This window comes from Frankia sp. CeCAU1 (genome assembly GCF_977971845.1).
This window is the reverse complement of record NZ_CDWWXA010000064.1, coordinates 1-18,622: the sequence shown is the minus strand read 5'-3', so window position 1 is coordinate 18,622 and position 18,622 is coordinate 1. Positions and strand designations below refer to the sequence as shown.

General features: G+C 64.0%; 17 protein-coding genes. 16 read left to right on the top strand and 1 reads right to left on the bottom strand.

The features are described from left to right. The 14 genes from AC08OO_RS12950 to AC08OO_RS12885 form a co-directional block, all read left to right on the top strand. A partial coding sequence (locus tag AC08OO_RS12950) for a sugar transferase (protein ID WP_476610611.1) occupies positions 1-604 on the top strand: 604 nt, incomplete at its 5' end. Positions 605-1,570: 966 nt separating this feature from the next. Then, positions 1,571-2,386: a glycosyltransferase family 2 protein gene (locus AC08OO_RS12945; RefSeq protein ID WP_476610612.1), complete on the top strand. Its 816-nt coding sequence runs from the start codon at positions 1,571-1,573 to the stop codon at positions 2,384-2,386. Positions 2,387-2,594: 208 nt separating this feature from the next. Further along, entirely contained in the window at positions 2,595-3,812 is a 1,218-nt protein-coding gene (locus tag AC08OO_RS12940; RefSeq protein WP_476610613.1) for a glycosyltransferase family 4 protein, read from the top strand. Positions 3,813-4,083: 271 nt separating this feature from the next. Next, a complete protein-coding gene (locus tag AC08OO_RS12935; RefSeq protein ID WP_476610614.1) occupies positions 4,084-5,868 on the top strand; it encodes a glycosyltransferase in 1,785 nt (594 codons plus the stop codon). Next, a complete protein-coding gene (locus tag AC08OO_RS12930) occupies positions 5,865-6,509 on the top strand; it encodes a hypothetical protein (protein ID WP_011438223.1) in 645 nt (214 codons plus the stop codon). Before AC08OO_RS12935 ends, AC08OO_RS12930 begins: the two co-directional genes overlap by 4 nt. Positions 6,510-6,579: 70 nt before the next feature. Then, a complete protein-coding gene (locus tag AC08OO_RS12925; RefSeq protein WP_476610615.1) occupies positions 6,580-7,707 on the top strand; it encodes a glycosyltransferase family 4 protein in 1,128 nt (375 codons plus the stop codon). A 205-nt stretch (positions 7,708-7,912) separates the two neighbouring features. Beyond that, the gene (locus AC08OO_RS12920; protein ID WP_476618548.1) at positions 7,913-9,091 is read left to right on the top strand and encodes a polysaccharide biosynthesis protein; all 1,179 of its coding nucleotides are present in this window, start codon (positions 7,913-7,915) and stop codon (positions 9,089-9,091) included. Positions 9,092-9,207: 116 nt separating this feature from the next. After that, positions 9,208-10,182 carry a glycosyltransferase family 2 protein gene (locus tag AC08OO_RS12915; protein WP_476606785.1) on the top strand — a complete coding sequence of 325 codons (975 nt, stop codon included), beginning with the start codon at positions 9,208-9,210 and terminating at the stop codon, positions 10,180-10,182. A gap of 57 nt (positions 10,183-10,239) precedes the next feature. Then, positions 10,240-11,835: a GMC family oxidoreductase gene (locus AC08OO_RS12910; RefSeq protein ID WP_476606786.1), complete on the top strand. Its 1,596-nt coding sequence runs from the start codon at positions 10,240-10,242 to the stop codon at positions 11,833-11,835. Further along, positions 11,832-12,689: an NAD-dependent epimerase/dehydratase family protein gene (locus AC08OO_RS12905; RefSeq protein ID WP_476610617.1), complete on the top strand. Its 858-nt coding sequence runs from the start codon at positions 11,832-11,834 to the stop codon at positions 12,687-12,689. The genes AC08OO_RS12910 and AC08OO_RS12905 overlap by 4 nt, the downstream gene beginning before the upstream one ends. A gap of 765 nt (positions 12,690-13,454) precedes the next feature. After that, the gene (locus tag AC08OO_RS12900; RefSeq protein ID WP_476610618.1) at positions 13,455-14,210 is read left to right on the top strand and encodes a glycoside hydrolase family 16 protein; all 756 of its coding nucleotides are present in this window, start codon (positions 13,455-13,457) and stop codon (positions 14,208-14,210) included. Positions 14,211-14,357: 147 nt separating this feature from the next. After that, a complete protein-coding gene (locus AC08OO_RS12895; protein ID WP_476608291.1) occupies positions 14,358-15,005 on the top strand; it encodes a serine O-acetyltransferase in 648 nt (215 codons plus the stop codon). 285 nt (positions 15,006-15,290) lie between these two features. Then, complete coding sequence (locus AC08OO_RS12890; RefSeq protein ID WP_476610619.1) at positions 15,291-16,067, top strand: LOG family protein; 777 nt, start codon at positions 15,291-15,293, stop codon at positions 16,065-16,067. Continuing rightward, complete coding sequence (locus tag AC08OO_RS12885) at positions 16,064-16,663, top strand: LOG family protein (protein ID WP_476608290.1); 600 nt, start codon at positions 16,064-16,066, stop codon at positions 16,661-16,663. The genes AC08OO_RS12890 and AC08OO_RS12885 overlap by 4 nt, the downstream gene beginning before the upstream one ends. Positions 16,664-16,678: 15 nt before the next feature. Here AC08OO_RS12885 and folP read toward each other — a convergent pair whose 3' ends face one another. Further along, positions 16,679-17,596: a dihydropteroate synthase gene (gene folP, locus AC08OO_RS12880; RefSeq protein ID WP_476610620.1), complete on the bottom strand. Its 918-nt coding sequence runs from the start codon at positions 17,594-17,596 to the stop codon at positions 16,679-16,681. A 54-nt stretch (positions 17,597-17,650) separates the two neighbouring features. On the opposite strand from folP, the gene AC08OO_RS12875 reads away from it, so the two are divergent. Both AC08OO_RS12875 and AC08OO_RS12870 read left to right on the top strand, forming a co-directional pair. After that, complete coding sequence (locus AC08OO_RS12875; protein WP_063579555.1) at positions 17,651-18,013, top strand: DivIVA domain-containing protein; 363 nt, start codon at positions 17,651-17,653, stop codon at positions 18,011-18,013. A 222-nt stretch (positions 18,014-18,235) separates the two neighbouring features. After that, entirely contained in the window at positions 18,236-18,403 is a 168-nt protein-coding gene (locus AC08OO_RS12870; RefSeq protein WP_007511639.1) for a DUF3117 domain-containing protein, read from the top strand. The last annotated feature ends 219 nt before the right edge of the window (positions 18,404-18,622 follow it).

Here is an 18,622-nt window from a genome sequence, read left to right as displayed (position 1 = left end):
CGCGCGGCGGGCCATGAAGGGCCTGTTCGACCGCAGTGTGGCCGCGGGGGTTCTCCTGCTGTGCGCGCCGTTGTTCCTGACCCTGGCGCTGGCGGTGCGCCTGACCAGTCGTGGGCCGGCCATTTTCAAGCAGACCCGGGTCGGCCGGGGTGGTGAGCACTTCACCATGTACAAGTTCCGGTCGATGTACGTTGACGCGGAGGCGCGCAAGGCGGAGCTGGAGTCCCGCAACGAGCGGGCCGAGGGGCTGCTGTTCAAGATGCGTGACGACCCGCGGATCACCAAGGTCGGGAAGTTCCTGCGCAAGTGGTCGCTCGACGAGCTGCCGCAGCTGCTCAACGTCGCGAACGGCACGATGTCGCTGGTGGGACCGCGCCCGCCACTGCCGTCGGAGGTCGCCCGCTACGAGGACGACGTGCACCGCCGGCTGATGGTGAAGCCGGGGCTGACCGGCCTGTGGCAGATCAGCGGCCGGTCGGACCTCGAATGGGACGAGTCGGTGCGGTTGGATCTGCGGTATGTGCAGAACTGGTCGCTGCCCCTCGACTTCTACATCCTCTGGCGCACCGTGTTCGCGGTCCTGCGCCGCGAGGGTGCGTACTGAGCCTTCCTCGCGTAGTGGCACTGCTCTGACGTGACTCGCGATCTTGGGTGTCATCCGGGTTCTCTCCCGGGACGGTTGGCCGGGGCCTTCGGGGAGTATTTGGGACCGCGGCTCCCGGGATGTTTGCCGAAAACGATCATTTTGGCTTGTCCTGTCCTGCCCCAGGCAAGGACTCGTGCAGCCTGCCAGCCGGAACCCGTCAACGACCGGTAGCTCAGCATGCCGGGCGATCTGACGATTGGTGTCGGGCGCGCGAGGAGCTGCGTGACCCACCGTCGATCGGGGAGACGTGTCAGACCCTGACCGGATCGACGACGCGTTGTTGCGCGTGGCCTGAGACCCACCTGGCTCGGCGGCTCTATCTCGCTGGCCGAGCGGAGATGCATCAAAGGATGCTCTGCGAAGCAGATCGTGGGCCCATCTCTGGCCGTCTCCCCCATCAACTTCTTGCTTGCGGTGGAGGGTCATGGCAGCAAAATGAGACACCGATGGCCGTCTCGAATGCTGGTGCCGCGGTGTCGGCGGGAGGGTGAACGGGAGTTGAGTCCTACAGAGAGTAGCGATCCAGGGGGGCGGAGCGGTGATCCGGTGTGTCTTCGTATAGTGTTGCAGTGCACACTCTGCTGGCGACGCCCATAGGGGTAACCTGTAGAAGGTTACCTGGTACACTTACCGCACGCGACGGCGCTTCTTGGCGAGGTGAGGCACGCTTTGAGATCGGGGGCGAAGTGAGGCGCTCAGCTTAATTTTTTTCGTAAAGAAGTGACAAGCCGTCGCGGGGGTGGTAGTTGAGTCTTTGCTTCGCTGAGCGGACGCTGATCGAGTCCTGTCTCGCAGTCTCTTCTAGCGGCCTGCTCCGTCCATTCCTGATTGCCGCAGATTTCCGTCAGGCTTTGCTGTCGCTAGTGCATGAGAAGCGTGAAAAGACTCCAAATTCAGTAGTATATCGAAATCGGGGGACCTCTTATGCGAGGCCGTATTTCGCCGACTGTCAGTATCATCGTCCCGACGCTCAACGAAGCAAAAAATCTACCACATGTTCTCGCTCGACTACCGGGCGACGCTGAAATAATTCTGGTTGACGGCCACTCGACCGACGGAACCGTCGAAGTCGCTCGTCGTGTTCGGCCGGATATAGTCGTGACACACCAGAATCGCCGTGGCAAGGGAAACGCTCTGGCCTGTGGGTTCGCCCAGGCCAGTGGTGACATCATTGTCATGCTCGATGCCGACGGCTCAGCCGACCCGAGCGAGATTCCTGCGTTCGTTAATGCGCTCGAAGCAGGTGCTGACTTTGCCAAGGGCTCGCGTTTCGTCGCGAACGGCGGAAGCGCCGACATCACTCGTCTCCGTCGGCTCGGGAACCGTCTCCTGAACTTCCTGGTCAACATGCTCATTGGCTCGGACTTCACCGACCTCTGCTACGGTTACAACGCTTTTTGGCGACGGGTCGTCCCCATCTTCGACTTGGACACAGGCGGTGCCGGACCCCACAAGCAGTGGGGGGACGGATTCGAGATCGAGACGTTGATCAACATGCGGGCCGTGCGGGCTGGACTTCGCATAGCGGAGGTCCCGAGTTTTGAACATCCACGCCTGCATGGGGTCAGTAATCTGAACGCATTCTCGGATGGTTTCCGGGTGTTGCGCACGATTTTCGTCGAGTCTTCCGCCTCGAGCGAGAAGGCTGAATTGGCGATCTATCCTAGGACCGATCCGCTTCCAGTCCAGCGGGGTGCCGAAACGGTGCGCGCCCTACCCGCTTTCGAAGAAACGGCCTGATGTCCCTGTGCCGGGACGATTGTTCCCGAGTATGGGCCGTGCGGAGCGGTTCCGCCGGTGTGGCGGATGGTCAAATTTCGATATATCAGAAGCCTGCTAGTTCCCCTACCCGTGAGGCGCTCCTACCACGACATGAACCGAGACCGCCTCTTATGACTTCACCCAAACCGTCAAGAGTCCCGCCTCGGGGGTCCGGACCGCGATCATCGTGAAGGTAATTCTGCTGGCACAGTTCTTTCCGCCGATCGTCGGTGGGGAGGAACGTCATGTCCTCAATCTCGGAAAGCAGCTGGCTGAACGCCACGACGTCACGGTGATAACTTTTGGCCCTCGAGCGGCGGCCGAGGAGCGGGATGGCTTGGACGTGCGTCTAGTGCGGCCGACAACCGCAGGTCTTCCATTGCTCTACACGACCGACCGGGTCTATGCGCCGCCGGTGCCAGATCCGCTAGTAGCAGCGGCGATCGCCAGGATCGTGCGTGAGGTGAAGCCCGACGTTATCCATGCGCACAACTGGATCGTGAACAGTGCGCTGCCGCTGCGCAGGTACCTCGACGTCCCGATCGTCGTCACCCTGCATGACTACAGCCATGTCTGTGCCACTAAGCGGATGATGTTTATGGGGGAGTTGGTGTGCTCCGGCCCAGCACTGTCACGATGCATACGATGTACCAGAAACCACTACTCCGGCGTGGTGGGGCCCCTGACCTTCGCGGCTAACCGCGGTGGCACACGACGGCGCGACAGGGCTGTCGACCGATACCTTGCGGTGAGCAACGCCGTGGCCCGGCTCAACCGGCTGGACAGCGGGCGGATTCCCTATGAGGTCGTCCCGAACTTTATCCCCGACGAGCTCATCGGCGCGGAGCCCGGCGGACCGCCGGACGGGCTCGTCTCCGATGGCTACCTGGTTTTCGTCGGTGATCTGAGCCTGGACAAAGGGATAGGGGCACTACTCGGGGCTTACGAGAGGCTTCCGGATGACCGTCCGCCGCTGCTCGTCGTCGGCCGCCGGACGGCAGATTCACCGAGCTATTTTCCGCCCGGGGTGATTCTGAGCGAGCCGCGAGCTCATGCTGAGATCATGCGTGCCTTCGCCCACGCCAGCTTCGCTGTTCTTCCATCTACCTGGCATGATCCCTGTCCGACCGTTGTCCTCGAGGCTATGGCGTCCGGGACACCAGTAATCTCCACGCCGATGGGAGGTATCGCCGATATGATCACTGGCGGTCGGGAGGGAGTCCTGGTCCCCCCGGCCGACCCGGTGGCTCTCCACGACGCGATCGAGCATCTCCTGGCGGATGGTACTAGGCGGGCGCGCATGGGCACTGCCGCGAAGGAGCGTGCGAAAGAATTCACCGCGAGTCGGGTGGTGCCACGTATCGAGGAGGTCTATCGCGAGGTCGTCCGTGCATCGCTTCGTTGACCGTCGGAGGAACGAGGCCTCACCAGTCGAGAAACTCGACTCATCCTCGGTCGGCGGAATGCCGGCCTACCGCCTCCATGAGGAGGAGACGACTCTCATACCCCGGAATCTTCGTACCGCACTCACCGGGCGAGGCCGGGGGCCGGAGGCGACCCGGAGAGTGGTATCCGCTGGGCTGAGTGCGAGTTTGTTGACCGATCTGCACTACCGCGATCGTGGCGGGTTACTTTTACGCGCTGATTCCGAGAGGTACCGTAGGGAGACGCTACCGGTGGCGGCAGCCACCGCGGTAGGACTGCTGGCCGTCTCTGGTGGCTACGTACTCGGGCGCCAGGGTGAGAGTGGCACGGGCCTCCTGCTCTACTGGATTGGCCTGCTCCTGATCTTCGTTCCGGCCGGTCTGGGGCTCTTGGATCCGGCAACATCTCGGCGGGCGAGGATAACGGATTGTTTGTTGTTGGGCATGGGCCTCCTGCTGGCGTATCTGATACTCCAGATCCACCAGTTCGTCCGCTTTGACGAGATGCTCCATATCCGGACCTTGCATGACATCCGGGAAACGGGTCGTCTCTTCACGGCTAACTCTGGCTTGCCGGTCAGCCCGCGCTTCCCTGGACTCGAGGTGGTCACCAACGCGGTGGCACAGATCACCCGTCTGCCACCACAGCTCTCCGCCTTTCTTGTCATCGTGCTCTCTCGGGGTCTGCTGATCGCCGGCCTGTTCCTTCTCGCCGAGCAGGTGACTCGTTCCGCCCACGCCGCGGGTATTGCTGTCGGTATCTACAGCTGTAGCCCGCAGTTCTTCTTCTTCAACGCGCAGTACTCGTATCAGACGCTAGCCGTGGCTCTCGGTGTTCTGCTTCTCATGCTGGTTACGAACGAGGCGGCGGGCCGCACTGAAACCGTCTTGGCGGCGGGCGCGGCGCTGGCTCTCACCTTCTCGCACCATGCCACGAGCTGGGTGTTCGTCGCCATATTGGGAATGGTGACGGTCGCCGCGTTTACCCGACGGGACCGCCGCACCGCTACCATATTCCTGGGTATCACAGTGGCGGACCTTGTCCTGGTCGCGTCTTGGGCGGTTGTCAGTGGTCCGCTGCTCAACCGATATCTCGGTCCAGTTTTTCACGATGCCGTTTTCCAGTTGACGGGAATCGCGAGCGGGACCGGTGAGACGAGAAAAATTTCGACAGATTCGAGTGGCACCAGGAACCCGCGCTGGGAAACTGTTCTCATTGTGCTCTCGCTGCTTATCTGGATGGCGACACTCATGCCGTTGGGCCCATTCCGGAGGAGACCTGCGGCGGACGGACGTGCGGGTGCGGTGCTGCGGTCGCTTCGATTGCTACAACTCCTGTATCCGATTGCCCTGGTGGCCACGATCGCCCCGAAGGCGGCGGAGATATCCGTACGTCTATCGACCTTCATCTTCATCGGGTTGTCGATCATCACCGCATACTCGATTGGCTGGTATATCGAGAACCATCGGAGGCTGCTGCGGTGGGTGGTGGCCCTTTTCGGCACCATAGCCTTCATGGGGGGCACCCTGATGGGCTCTGGACTCGATTGGAACCGCATACCGGGCCCCTACCTCGTCGTTGCCGACGGCCGTTCCATCGATAGCTCCGCCAACGCCGCGGCGCAGTGGGCGGCCCGGAATCTTCCCGACGGCGCCCACTTTGCCGCGGACCGGGAGCTGGGGGCGCTTTTGGCTGCCACCGGAAATCAGTATTTGGTGATCGGTGTACCTGGAGGTGGGAACACCGGACAGATCCTTTTCGCGCCGTCCTTCCATGCCCAGGCGCGGGATCTGCTCCGGAGAGGTCAGATACGGTATTATGTGATCGATCAGCGGCTGGCCGAGGGGTTGCCGCATGAGACGTACTACGTGGTGAATGGTGAGGCCCCGAAGGGGACGCGTCTCACCCATGCAGAACTCGGCAAGTTCGATATCACGCCTGGATCGCGGCGGATCTACGACAACGGAGCCGTCCGTATCTATGACGTCTCGGGCCTCTGGGAAGACTCGACCTCGGCTGTCCGGGCCGGCCGATGAGAGTCTTGATCCTCGTGCTCGAGGGGCTCGTGGGAACTTCGCTAATCGCCTTCGTGTATCAGGGGATCCGCTGGCTGGTTTTACAACGCCGGCCTCAGCTAACCGGCTTCTATGTGCATACCTGCGCGGCGCTGGCAGTCGTGTGCATCCTGATGTTCGTCTCTCTCGCTCTCTCCGCTTTGGGGCTAGCCACCCACGCAGTGGGCTACGACATTTTTCTTGCCGTGGTGGTGGCACTTCTTCTCCGGGCTGGTGCACCGTGGAGACCGGCAAGGCTGGTCATGATCCCGATGCCGAAACCGTCCAGCGCGCTGTTCTTGGCGATTGTCGTCGCTGTGTTCTGCGGTGCGATCGCGCTTTCCTGGCAGTCGGGATCGGTAGCGCGGCGACCGGTCACAGCAATCGCCGCGCGCAGTATCGACGGCAAGGTGGAAATCGAGGTGGTGCGTGGCTACCAGGATGAGCGGTCTTTTATATTACAGATAGTACGGGATGACGGGTCGGTATGGACTCGTCGTCTTTTTGGGGACGATGACGTCCGGCTCTATGTTGATCTTCGTGATGTCGGGGACCCGCGCGTCGCAACGGTTCAACTGATGGTCGGTAGTTACGTGGTCCGTTCCACTGAGATCGAGGATTAGGCGCGGGTGACGTGCGCTTGAACCCCGGGACAGCCGGTCCCGGAAGGATGGGTCGACCTGAGGAGGGGAAATGGAGACGGCACTGAGGGTGCTCCAGGTGGCGGCACGATTCTTCCCGGACATGGGTGGTACCGAGACGCATGTCTACGAGACGAGTCGTCGACTCAACGCTACTAGTGACATTACCGTGGAGATATTGACGACCGACCGCAGCGGCAAGCTTCCCAGCAGGGAGAATGTCGCGGGAACGGTGGTGCACCGGGTCGCGGCGTGGCCGCAAGAAAAAGACTATTATCTGGCGCCTGCCGTTGCCAAAGTGGTCGGATTCGGTTCTTATGATCTTGTTCATTGTCAGGGAATTCACAATCTCGTGCCGCCGGTGGCGATGGCGGCGGCTCGCCTGAGGGGTATTCCGTATATTGTCTCACCGCATACCGGCGGTCATTCCTCGCAGGTCCGGAACACGGCGCGCCGAGTACAGTGGGGCCTGCTCGGGCCACTGATCAGGAACGCCCGCCGCGTCATCTGCGTCGCGGAGTTCGAGTCCCACATCTTCATGCGCCAAGCCGGGGTCGCTGCAGACCGGATCTCGGTCGTCCCGAACGGAGTGTCCATCGTTCCACCGAGTGGCCATGTCAAACCCGATACGAGTGAGCCGCTTGTCGTCTGCGTAGGCCGGTTGGAGAAGTACAAGGGACAGCGGCACCTTGTCCGCGCTCTGCCGAGTCTGATTACTCTAGTTCCTGACGTACGGCTGATGCTGGTGGGGCGGGGCCCTGATGAGCCGGAGTTGAGGCGCCTGGCTGACCGGCTGGGTGTGGTGGACCGGGTGAGTTTCACCTCGATCCCACCGGAGGACCGGCAGGCAATGTCTGACTGTATCGCGAGAGCGGGTGTCGTGGCCCTGCTTAGCGAGTATGAGGCTCATCCGGTCGCGGTCATGGAAGCCGTGGCCCTGGGTAGGCCGGTGGTGGTGGCGCCCACTGCCGGACTGGGAGAGCTGGCTGCGGCAGGGCTCGTGCAGAGCGTTGCGGATCCGGCCGATGAACAACTCGTGGCGAAGACGCTGGGCATCTACCTGCTCGCCAGCGCTGGGGACTCACCGAGCGAGACGAGGCCGACTCCCGAAATCTCCACCCTGCCGACCTGGGACGGCTGTGCGGAAGCCTTGGCGAGGATTTATCGTGAGTCGGTCTGATGAGGAGACGATCTTCTTAAGGCGCCAGACGCCAGCCGGGAGCGGTATCGTCCCGAGCGAATCCGTGCAGAAGGGTTCCGGTGCCGGTTTCGCGCGCCTGTTGACGATCGTGAGCTCCCTACTCGGCACCCAGCTCGGAACGTCTTTACTTGGAGCTGTGTTCTGGTCGGTCGCGGCGAGAACGCTCTCCATCGACGCCGTCGGGGTGGGCGCGGCGGCGGTGTCCTCGATGACGGTCCTCGGCACGATCGGAATGCTGGGGCTCGGGACGCTTCTCATGGTGCATCTTCCCGACCTGCCGGAGGACCGCCGCCTGACTCTGGTCCGCGCCTGCATGGCGCTGGTCACGGTGGCCGGGCTGCTACTCGGCCTGTTGTGGGCGTTCTGTACCCGCTGGCTCTCGACCACTCTGCAGCCAATCGGTAGCAGTCCAGGCAGTATAGCTGCCTTCAGTCTGGGAGTGGCTGCATTTACGGTGACCACCACTCTCGACTACGCGATCCTCCGGGCGGCGAGTGGGGCGATCCAGCTTGTTCGGAATCTGCTCGCCGCAATCGTCAGAGCAGGTCTGCTCGTTGCCTTTGTCATCGTGGGCCTGCGCACCGGCATGGACCTCTACGCCACCTGGCTTATTGCGTCGGTCGTCTCCCTCCCGGTTTGCTACAAGTACTTCAGGCGACCACCCTATCGAAACTCCAGGCGAGCGGAACGGCAGACCGGGATCGCCGAGCTGAAGGCGATCAAGGGTGAGATAGCCGGCAATTACGTGCTGAGCCTCGCGCTGACCGTGCCGACTCTGATTCTTCCTGTGATCGCCGCCCTGACGACGACACCGGCGGACACCGCTCGATTCTCGACCGCTCGGCTGGCCGCTTCCTTTCTCTTCGTTGTTCCTTATGCACTGCCGACGGCCCTGCTTGCGCACACGGGCCGCGCCGAAGAGGAGGCGCGTGCCAAGATGCGCCTGACAATCCCGCTCGGGCTCCTGATCAGCGTGACGCTCTGCGCACTCGCGGCACCCGTCACGAGTCTGATTCTGCTGCCGTTCGGAGAAGCCTACACCGATGGTAGGTCCGTCGCCGCCTTCCGGATTCTCATCCTTGCCACGATCTCGTTGGTCGTCAAGGATCACTATGTGACTCTTCGTCGGGTACAGGGCCGCATGGCCGCGGCGGCCAGGGTGATTGCCTGCGGAACGGTTCTTGAGATCGCGTTGGCCTTCGGGGGGGGCCGCATGTTTGGAACGACGGGTCTATGCGTCGGCTGGGTCACGGCCGTCTTCATCGAGGCGGTCGTCGTAGCGCCGGTCCTCCTGAACGTGTGGCGTGACCGGCCGCAGACGTCTGGTTCGTCATCGGTGGCCATCGAGCGGGTACCCGGATGAATTGGCATGGCACCCGAAACAGAGCGGTGACCAGAAGCGTCTTGGGGTGGTCGTGAGGTGACGGAACAGCGACTGGCGACCTGTACTCGGCGCCGGAGATTCGACGAGCGAGACCCATGGACGAATGCCGGGATATCAGGGGGAAGGTAAGCGTTTTGCATTCGACGACGGAACCGACGGTGAGTGCGATTGTATGCGCATACACGCTCGAAAGATGGGAACTGCTGAACAGGGCGATCGACTCCCTGCTCGCACAGAAGTACCGTCCGATAGAGATAATTCTCTGCATCGACCACAATGAAGAGCTTTTTCAGATGGCCGCCAAGAGATTCGCTGATCGAGACGCGGATGTCCGGGTAGTGGTCGTGGAGAACCGCTATCCGGGACGGCTGGGATCAGCTCGCAACACCGCAGCCGAAATCGCTGCGGGTGAGATATTGGCCTTCCTCGATGATGATGCTCGCGCTGACCCTTCCTGGCTGGCGGAGATCGTAGCGGTCTTCGGCCGTCGCGACGTGGTCGCGGTCGGCGGCGCGCCGCTTCCGGACTTCGCCGTTCCTCGCCCTCGCTGGTTTCCCGGCGAGTTCGACTGGGTCTTTGGATGCAGTTATGAGGGCCTGCCCAAGACTCTCGCACCGACCCGACGCCTGATCGGCGCCGCCATGTCGGTCCGTCGTTCCGCCCTGGCTGAGATCAACGGATTCCACTCCGACAACCATGACGACATGGATATGTGCCATCGGCTGGCAGACCGCTGGCCTCATCTGAAGGTGATGTATCAGCCGGCGGCAGTGGTCCACCATCACGTGCCGAAGGAGAGGCTGACCTGGCGGTACTTCTGGAAGCGTTGTTACACGGTGAACAAGGGCAAGGTTGCCGCATTCCGAGGCATGGGAAGCGCGGCCAGCATGGCGGCCGAGCGGCGTTTCGTCGCGCAGACGTTGAGTGGTGGCCTGGCACGGGAACTCCGGGCGGTCCGTTCGGGTGAACTCTCCGGGGCGTTGCGATCGGCCACCATGCTGGCCGGGGTCGCGGCGGCCGGCAGCGGATACCTCGTGGGCACTTTTCACCAGTACCGCGCCGGCCGGTGATTCTCCCGGGAACGTACGCCGCTGTGGTCGATCCGGTAGCCAGGAAAAGGAAGTGACATGTCCCGGACGATAATCGTGGGATCGGGCCCCGCTGCCGCGGGAGCGGCTCTGGCACTGGCCGAGGACCCGACCCAGGAAATCCTGGTCGTGGACATCGGGACGCGGCTCGAGGCCGAAGCTGCCAACATCGTCGACGAGCTCGGTCGCTCAGAGTCGGACGAGTGGCGTTCCGACCAGGTTGAGATCATCAGTCGTCAGCCGGTGCCCACCTCGCGCCGGGCCCTTCCGGAGAAGCGGGTCTACGGATCCGACTTCCCCTTCCGGGACGAGGGGCAGCTCCGCGGGGTGAGTGCGATGGTGGGTGCGAACCGGGCCGTAGTCTCCAGCGCGTACGGCGGTTTCAGTAATGTGTGGGGCTCGCAGTTGATGCCCTTCAGCAAGGCGACTTTCGGCCATTGGCCCTTCACCCTCCAGGAGTTGGAGCCGCATTACCGCCGAATCCTTGACCATGTCCCGATGTCCGGCGCGATCGACGATCTGGCCGAGTTGTTTCCATTGTTCCGGGAGCCACGACCGCTGCCGACCCTGGCACCGCGGACCCGCCAGGTTATTGGTGACTACGGTAGGCATCGGGAGCGGCTGCGCCGCGACGGCATCACCGTCGGAAAGGCTCGCCTGGCCCTCCGGGGTGGCGAGTGCGTCCGCTGCGGTCTCTGTATGACAGGCTGTCCTTACCGGCTGATCTATTCCTCCGCACAGACATTCGACCAGTTGATCAGCGAAGGTCGGGTCAAGTACCTGCCGGGACTCCTGGTATTCCGGGTTGAGGAGTCCGAGTCCGGGGCCCGTCTGTTCGCCCGGGAGACCGTGAGTGGCCAGACCCAGGAGCTAGAAGGAGATCGGATCTTTCTCGCCGCGGGTGCCCTGGGCAGCACGAGGATTGCTCTGAACTCGTTGCGTTGGTTCGATGAGCGGATCGAGCTCGCCGAATCTGCGCAGTTCACGGTTCCCATGCTGTCGCGGCGCCGGACACCTGATCCGCGTGCGGACGGGGAGATGACTCTCAACCAGTTCAATATGATTGTTGTGCTGGATGACGTCGGTCTCGATGTATCACAGATCCACTTTTATCCCTATAATCCCGCGATCACCGAGGCGCTTCCGCGGGTCCTGCAGTCCGGTTGGGGCTCCGTACTTGGTGACGAGGTTCTTCGGCGGCTTACGGTCGGTCTGGGTTATCTCCCGTCGTGGGCCTCTCCACGGCTACGGGTTCAGGCTGTCCCGCCTGCTGGTGAAGCGGATCTCCCGGAAATTCACCTGAGCGGTACCCGTGACGGCGTCCTCGGAAATGGGCTGCTCCGGAAGGTGGTGCGACGGCTCGTCACCGCCGCCCCGTTCCTCGATCTGTGGCCGGTGGTGCCGATGGTTTCCTGTTCGGCGCCGGGTAAGAGCTACCACTGGGGTGGGAGCTTCCCGCATTCCTCCGGGGTTTCGGGAACCCGGCATACAAGTGACATGCTTGGCCGGGTAGGGGGGTGGCGGCGTATTCACCTGGTTGACGCATCGGTGTTCCCTTCTGTGGCGGCGACGACATTTACTTTTACGATCATGGCAAATGCACACCGAATAGGATCAGAGGTGCGAGGGTTGTGACGAATACGGGTACGCGCACCGTGGGGATCACCGGTGCCCAGGGTTATGTGGGCGGCGTGATCCAGAACGCGCTACGCAAGGATGGCTGGACGACCGTGCAACTGGTTCGACGGCCGCCAGCCGACCTGACGGAAGAATGGCGCTTCTATGACTCCAGGCGAGCTCTCGCCCCCGGTCTTCTCGATGGCCTGGATGCGCTTGTGCATTGTGCCTACGACATGAGAGCCCGGCGCTGGACGGATATTCAGGCGGTAAACATCCATCCGACTCGAGCTCTTCTGGAAACGGCGCATAATTCCGTCCCGAAGGTCGTCGTCATCTCGTCGATGTCGGCTTATGAGGGGACGGCGCAACTATATGGGACGGCGAAACTCGCCATCGAACGCGACGCTCTCGCCTTCGGCGCCTCGGTAGTGCGGCCGGGCCTGGTCTACGGAAGGAGGGCGGGGGGGATGGCCGCCACGCTCACCCGGTTGTCCCGCCTTCCGGTGAGTCCGGCTCCGAGTGGGAACCCCTACCAGTTCACTGTGGAGGAGGAAGATCTGGCTGCTGTGGTGGCTGCGATCCTGGTCAAGGATAGTCAAATTTCGGTGCCGCTTGGTGTCGCGCATCCAGAGCCGGTGTCCTTCCGGCACATCGTTGCGAAGTTTGCGGGCGAGGCGGGTCGTTCGCCACGATTCCTCCCCGTCCCGTGGAAGGCGCTGTACGGTTCTCTCGTGGCCTTGGAGGCGATGCGGATACCACTGCCGGTACGTTCGGATTCGATACTCGGTCTTGTCCGCCCCGCCCCACAGGTGGTGAACTATGAGCGTGTCAAGGAACTCGGTGTATCGTTGCGTCCGTTCCCGCGCTGAGTGGGACCTGGAGGGCGTGCCGGATTCGTATTGACGCCAGAGGCCCGGAGTGGCGACGCGTGCCCGCCAGTCGATCAGCACATGCTGTGAATCACCTGTTACCTTCCGTCGAACCACGCTGCGGCGATACTCATTCGCCGCAGGCGGAACGGCCGAACTAATGGCGTCTAGGCTCCTTGCCCACTTGGTATGGCCGAGGCGCTGTCACCACCCTGCAGCCGTAACGGTTAATGATCATCCCGGTAGCATGCACGAATCGAGGCTTCGATCGACCGGTGACCGCGGCGTTCCTCGACCGATGGTTCTCTTGTTGTCGCCGTGGGTGTCCTACGGGTTTGTGGTGGGATGATGCCTGTGCCGGGACGGCGGGATCCCCATTTGCTCACCTCCTCTGACGGATGGTAGTTTCTGCGGAAAGTGAGATGGCTTACCGTCGAGTCAACTGGTCGTGCCGGCGGAAGATGTGGGGCGTGGTGTATGAAACCTCGGGTGAGGCGTTGGAGACGGAGTCGACGTGGAGGACTGGTCGCTCTTCTTCTCGTCTGCCTGGTCGTGGGATGTGGAACCTCGAAACGGGAATCTGGTTCGCCGCAGGCCACTCCTCGACCTTCGGTGGCCGGTCCGGGCGTTGGCGGCATGGTGACCTCCTCCGCGCTACCATCCGGCCCACCGTCGGCGACCGGCACCTCGGCAGGTTCTAGTCCCCGATCCTCCGGAGAGGCTTCTCCGCCGAATGGTCCGCGGACTCCGCGAGAGGATGACGGGATGGAGCCGCGACTGCTGTGGTCCGATGAATTTGACGGTCCGGCGAACGCCTCGGTTGATCCCGCCAGGTGGTTGATCACGCAAGGGGGGAAATGGGGGCCGACGGACGTCTCCTGTTATACGGCCGATCCCCGTAACGTCGGCCTGGACGGCAAGGGCCATCTCAAGCTGACGGCGATTGCGGAGAAATCTCCCATAAAAACCTGTGGGGATACCCACTTCTCGTCGGGCCGGGTGGAGACCCGCGGTAAGGCCACCTGGAGATATGGGTACTTCGAGTTCCGGGCCCGGCTGCCGATCGGTACCGGGACGTTGCCTGCTCTCTGGCTCCTAGGGCCGAACGGAATTTATGACTGGCCTCGCTCCGGCGAGATCGATGTCGTCGAGGCGACGGCAAACGAGCCGGCCACGGTCCATACCAACATTGTTGGAGTTGATGGCTCTGGAAATCGTTGGGAGGCCGGCTGGTGGGGGTCGGGAAAGAACTATGTCTACCCAGGTGGCACGCTTGCGGACCGCTATCATAACTATGCTCTTGACTGGGGGCCGAACAGGCTCGACTTCTATTTCGATGGCCTTCTCATCCGCCATCTCGAGCCGAAGGACACGCCGGTTTGGCTGTGGAACAAAGACTTCTATATAATCATGGATGTCGCCGTCAGTGCGAAGCTGAGTCCCCCGCTTCCGCCGGCCTCCGCGTTCCCGCAGACGCTGTTCGTAGACTATGTGCGTGTCTATTCAGGCAGACCATGGTAAGGCCGGACTTCCAAGATTTTTTCGGCTGGCGCCCCGACGATACTGTGGCAGTGCCCTGCGAAGTGGCTTATACCCGCCGGCTGAAATCAACGATCTACCGGCAGTGGACGACCATTTCTCATCCATTTTTTGCCAGGGGAGAGTTCGTTGAAGGATGTTGTTCTTCGGGATATTGACCGATTTGTCTACTACGACAACGATGGCCGTCGACCCCGCTCGATCGGGGCCAGCCGCATCGCTGCTGTTCTGAACAACCCCGGCCTCCAGGCGATCCTCGTCTACCGGTTCGGTGCGTTCGTCGCAAGTCCGCAGAAAGGCGTAGCCGGGGCGGCAGGACGGCTCTTGGGCACGGTTGTCTACCGCGTTCTGTCTCGGGTCTCGCAGATCGTGACGGGTATCTGGATCTCCCCCGCCGCCAGGATAGGTCCGGGGTTCTTTATCGCCCATTTTGGGGGTGTGATCATTGGTGCCTGTGAAATTGGTGAGAACTGCAACGTAGGACACGATGTGACGATAGGAAAGAGCGGTACTGGCGAGAAGTTCGGTCGCCCGACAATCGGCGATCGGGTGAGTATCGGGACTGGAGCGAGGATCCTGGGTCGTCTTGAGGTGGGAGACGACGCCCTGGTGGGCGCCAATGCCGTGGTAACCCGATCGATTGCTACTCGATCGGTCGCGGTGGGTGCTCCTGCCCGCGTGGTCTCGAGCCGGGGCGCCTTCGAGTATGTCGAGTACTTCGGGATGGTGCGGGACGAGGCCAGAAGGGCGTCGCTCGGCCTGGTCAGCTCGCCATAGCCTCGCCCTGACCTCGTCCACCGTCGTCCTACTACCGTGCGGGCATCGTGATGTGTCTGTCGGAGCGTGGCCTATGGTGCCGTGGTGACGCCGTCCTTGAGCCCGGAGCCGCCCTCCCCGCCGCTTGCTGAGGGGGAGGGCGCCGTGCCTTCTTCTGACGACCCGCCCATGGGACGTCCCACGGCTTCTGGGGCTTCTGGTCCCGCTGCCGGTCCGGGAACCTCGGCCCGCCCGGGAGCTCCCGCAGGCGGTGGGACCGGGACCGGTAGCGACACGGGGATCGCGATGGGGCGCGAGCGCCGGATCCCGCCACCGGAGCAGTTCCGTGGGCCGGTCATCGCCCGGCGTGGCCAGGTGGAGCGCTCCACCACGGATCAGCGCCTGCTCGACACCCGCAGCCCCTCGGGTTTCGTCCATTCCGACCCGTGGCGGGTCATGCGGATCCAGAGCGAGTTCGTCGAGGGTTTCGGCCTGCTCGCCGAACTGCCACGGGCGGTGACCGTCTTCGGCTCGGCCCGGATTCCCCCGGACAGCCCGTTCTACGGGCAGGGCCGGCTGCTCGGCGCCGCGCTCGCCGAGGCCGGTTTCGCGGTGATCACCGGCGGGGGGCCGGGCGCGATGGAGGCGGTGAACCGTGGGGCCCAGGAGGCCGGCGGCCTGTCGGTGGGCCTCGGCATCGAGCTTCCCTACGAGCAGCGGCTCAACGACTGGGTCGACCTCGGTGTCAGTTTCCGCTACTTCTTCGTCCGCAAGACGATGTTTGTGAAGTACGCCGAAGCGTTCGTGATCCTCCCCGGTGGGTTCGGCACGCTCGACGAGCTGTTCGAGGCGCTGACCCTGGTCCAGACCGGCAAGGTCACCCGGTTCCCGGTGGTGCTGATCGGCTCCGAGTACTGGTCGGGACTCGTCGACTGGATGCGGACGACCCTGCTGCCCGCCGGCCTGGTCCAGGAGCGGGACCTGCAGATCCTCTCGATCACCGACGACATCCACGAGGCCGTGCGCATCATCCTGGAGGGAACCGCCGGGCACACCCGGCCCGCAGGTATGGATATTCCGTGAACGTCTGCGTGTACTGCGCGTCCTCCGAGCTGATCGACCCCTCGTACGTCCTGCTGGCGGCCCAGACCGGCACCGAGCTCGCCCGGCGCGGCCACACCCTGGTTTCCGGCGGAGGCTCGGTGTCGTGCATGGGGGCGATCGCCCGGGCGGTGCGGGCCAGCGGAGGTTACACGGTCGGCGTGATCCCGCGGGCGCTGGTCGCGATGGAGGTCAGCGACCTGGACGCGGACGAGATCATCGTCACGGAGACCATGCGGGAGCGTAAGGCGCTCATGGACGCGCGCTCGGACGCCTTCCTGGCCCTGCCCGGGGGCCTGGGCACCCTCGAGGAGCTGCTCGAGGTCTGGGTCGCCGGGGTCCTGCGCATGCACACCAAGCCCGTGGTGCTCCTCGACCCCGACGGGGTCTTCGCCCACCTGCGGATTCTCGTCGACGAGATGGTCGACCGCGGGTTCGTCCGCCCGCGCGCCCGGGATGCCCTCCGCTGGGCGACCGGCATCGGCGAGGCGCTGGACTTCCTGGAGGCGGGCGTGACAGCGGCGACCGTCACCTCGCCTCCGCCCCCGACCCCGCGGGAGATCGTCGAAGGCGACTGAGCCCGTTCCTGTTCATCAGGCGAGGCCGCGGCGAGCGACGGCGAGGTCGACGTCGCCCCGGATCGCCGCGACCATCCGCAGCGTCCGCCGCGTCGCCGCCACCTGGTGCGCCCGGAAGACCCGGGCCCCGAGCCAGGCGCTGACCGCGGTCGCGGCCAGCGTGCCCTCCAGGCGTTCGTCGATGCCGGTGTCCAGGGCCTCCCCGACGAAGTCCTTGTTCGACAGCGCGACGAGCACCGGCCACCCGGTGGCGACCAGTTCCGGCAGCCGGCGGGTGGCCTCGAGGGAGTGGCGGCTGTTCTTGCCGAAGTCGTGCCCCGGATCGACGAGGATCGCATCCGGCCGGACCCCGAGCGACGCCGCCCGCTCGGCGAGCCCCACCGTGGTGGCGACGATGTCGGCGACCACATCGTCGTAGACCATCCGGTGCGGCCGGGTGCGCGGCGGCAGATGGCCGGCGTGGGTGCAGACCAGACCGACGCCGAACTCGGCTGCGACCTCGGCGAGCGCCGGGTCCACCCCGCCCCAGGCATCGTTGAGCAGGTCGGCGCCCTCACCCGCGACGACCCGTCCGACCTGCGCGCGCCAGGTGTCGACGCTGATGACCAGCCGGGGATGGCGGGCCCGGACCTCGGCGACGAAGCCAGCCACACGGCGCAGCTCCTCGGCCGCACTCACTTCGCCGCCGGGCGCGGCCTTCACCCCGCCGATGTCGATGATCCCCGCCCCCTCGTCGACCGCACGGTCGACCGCAGCCAAGGCCTCGGCCGCACCGTATGTCGCCCCGCGGTCGAAGAAGGAGTCCGGGGTGCGGTTGACGATCGCCATCACGATCAGCTCGGTCGGCTCGAAGGTCCGCGGACCCAGCCGTAGCGGATCCTGTCGTTGCGGATCCTGTCGTTGCGGGGCCGGGTGGGCAGCGTCGGCATGCACCGGGCCAGCCTGCCAGAATCACCACGATCGGCGGGCCGTGGCACGATCGGATGTGTGGTGCTCGTCATCGAGATTGTGATCGTGGCCGCCGTCGTCTTCGCGGTGGCCGCGCTGGCCGTCGGTCGCTTCGATCGGCTCGCCCCGGCGCCGCCGGACGGCGCTCCTACCGGACTACCTGCCGGCATGGTGACAGCCGGTGACGTTGCCCGCACGCGGTTCGGGATGGCGCTGCGTGGTTACCGGATGGCCGAGGTCGACGCCGTCCTGCTTCGGCTCGCCGACGAGCTGGCCTGGCGGGACGAGGAGCTGGCCCGGCGGGACGAGGAGCTGGTCCGGTTGGCCGCCTTCGCGCGCGTCGACACCGCGCCATCGCCGGACGGGCATCGGGATACTCGCTCGCCACAGATCGACGAGTGATCGCCGCCGACTGTCTGTGGCATCACAGTCGACTGTTGGTAACCGGTCGATCTGACCTATGCAGGGACACGCGCAGGCGTTGTCGTCAACATCGACGCCCACCTCTCGATGTTGCGGCGGGCGACTGTTGTGATGCCGCGCAGAGACGTGTTTCGGTTTGCGGTCCGGTCTACGGGATAATCGTCGTCAGATGCAGGTCCGACGGCAGGAAGAGGTGCACCGATGGCGGCCATGAAGCCGCGGACGGGTGACGGTCCGCTCGAGGTGACCAAGGAGGGGCGCGGCATCGTCATGCGTGTCCCGCTGGAGGGGGGCGGTCGGCTCGTCGTGGAACTCACCGCCGACGAGGCGAGTGCGCTGGGGGATGCCCTGAAGACCGCGGTCGGTTAACCGTCCGGGTGTCCGTCCGGGTGTCCGTCCGCGTGCGCTGTCCTCGCGTCCGTCCCGCGGCAGCCGGGTTCCGTGGTGGTCCGGCGGTCTCGGTGAGTCCGGCGGTCCCGGTGAGAAGGCCGGCATGAGCATCGTTGATTCCGCGTCAGGCCCGGCGATCGACGGGCTCATCAGGCTTCCTCCCGGCGTTACCCTACGGTCCGCCACCGCCACCGCCAC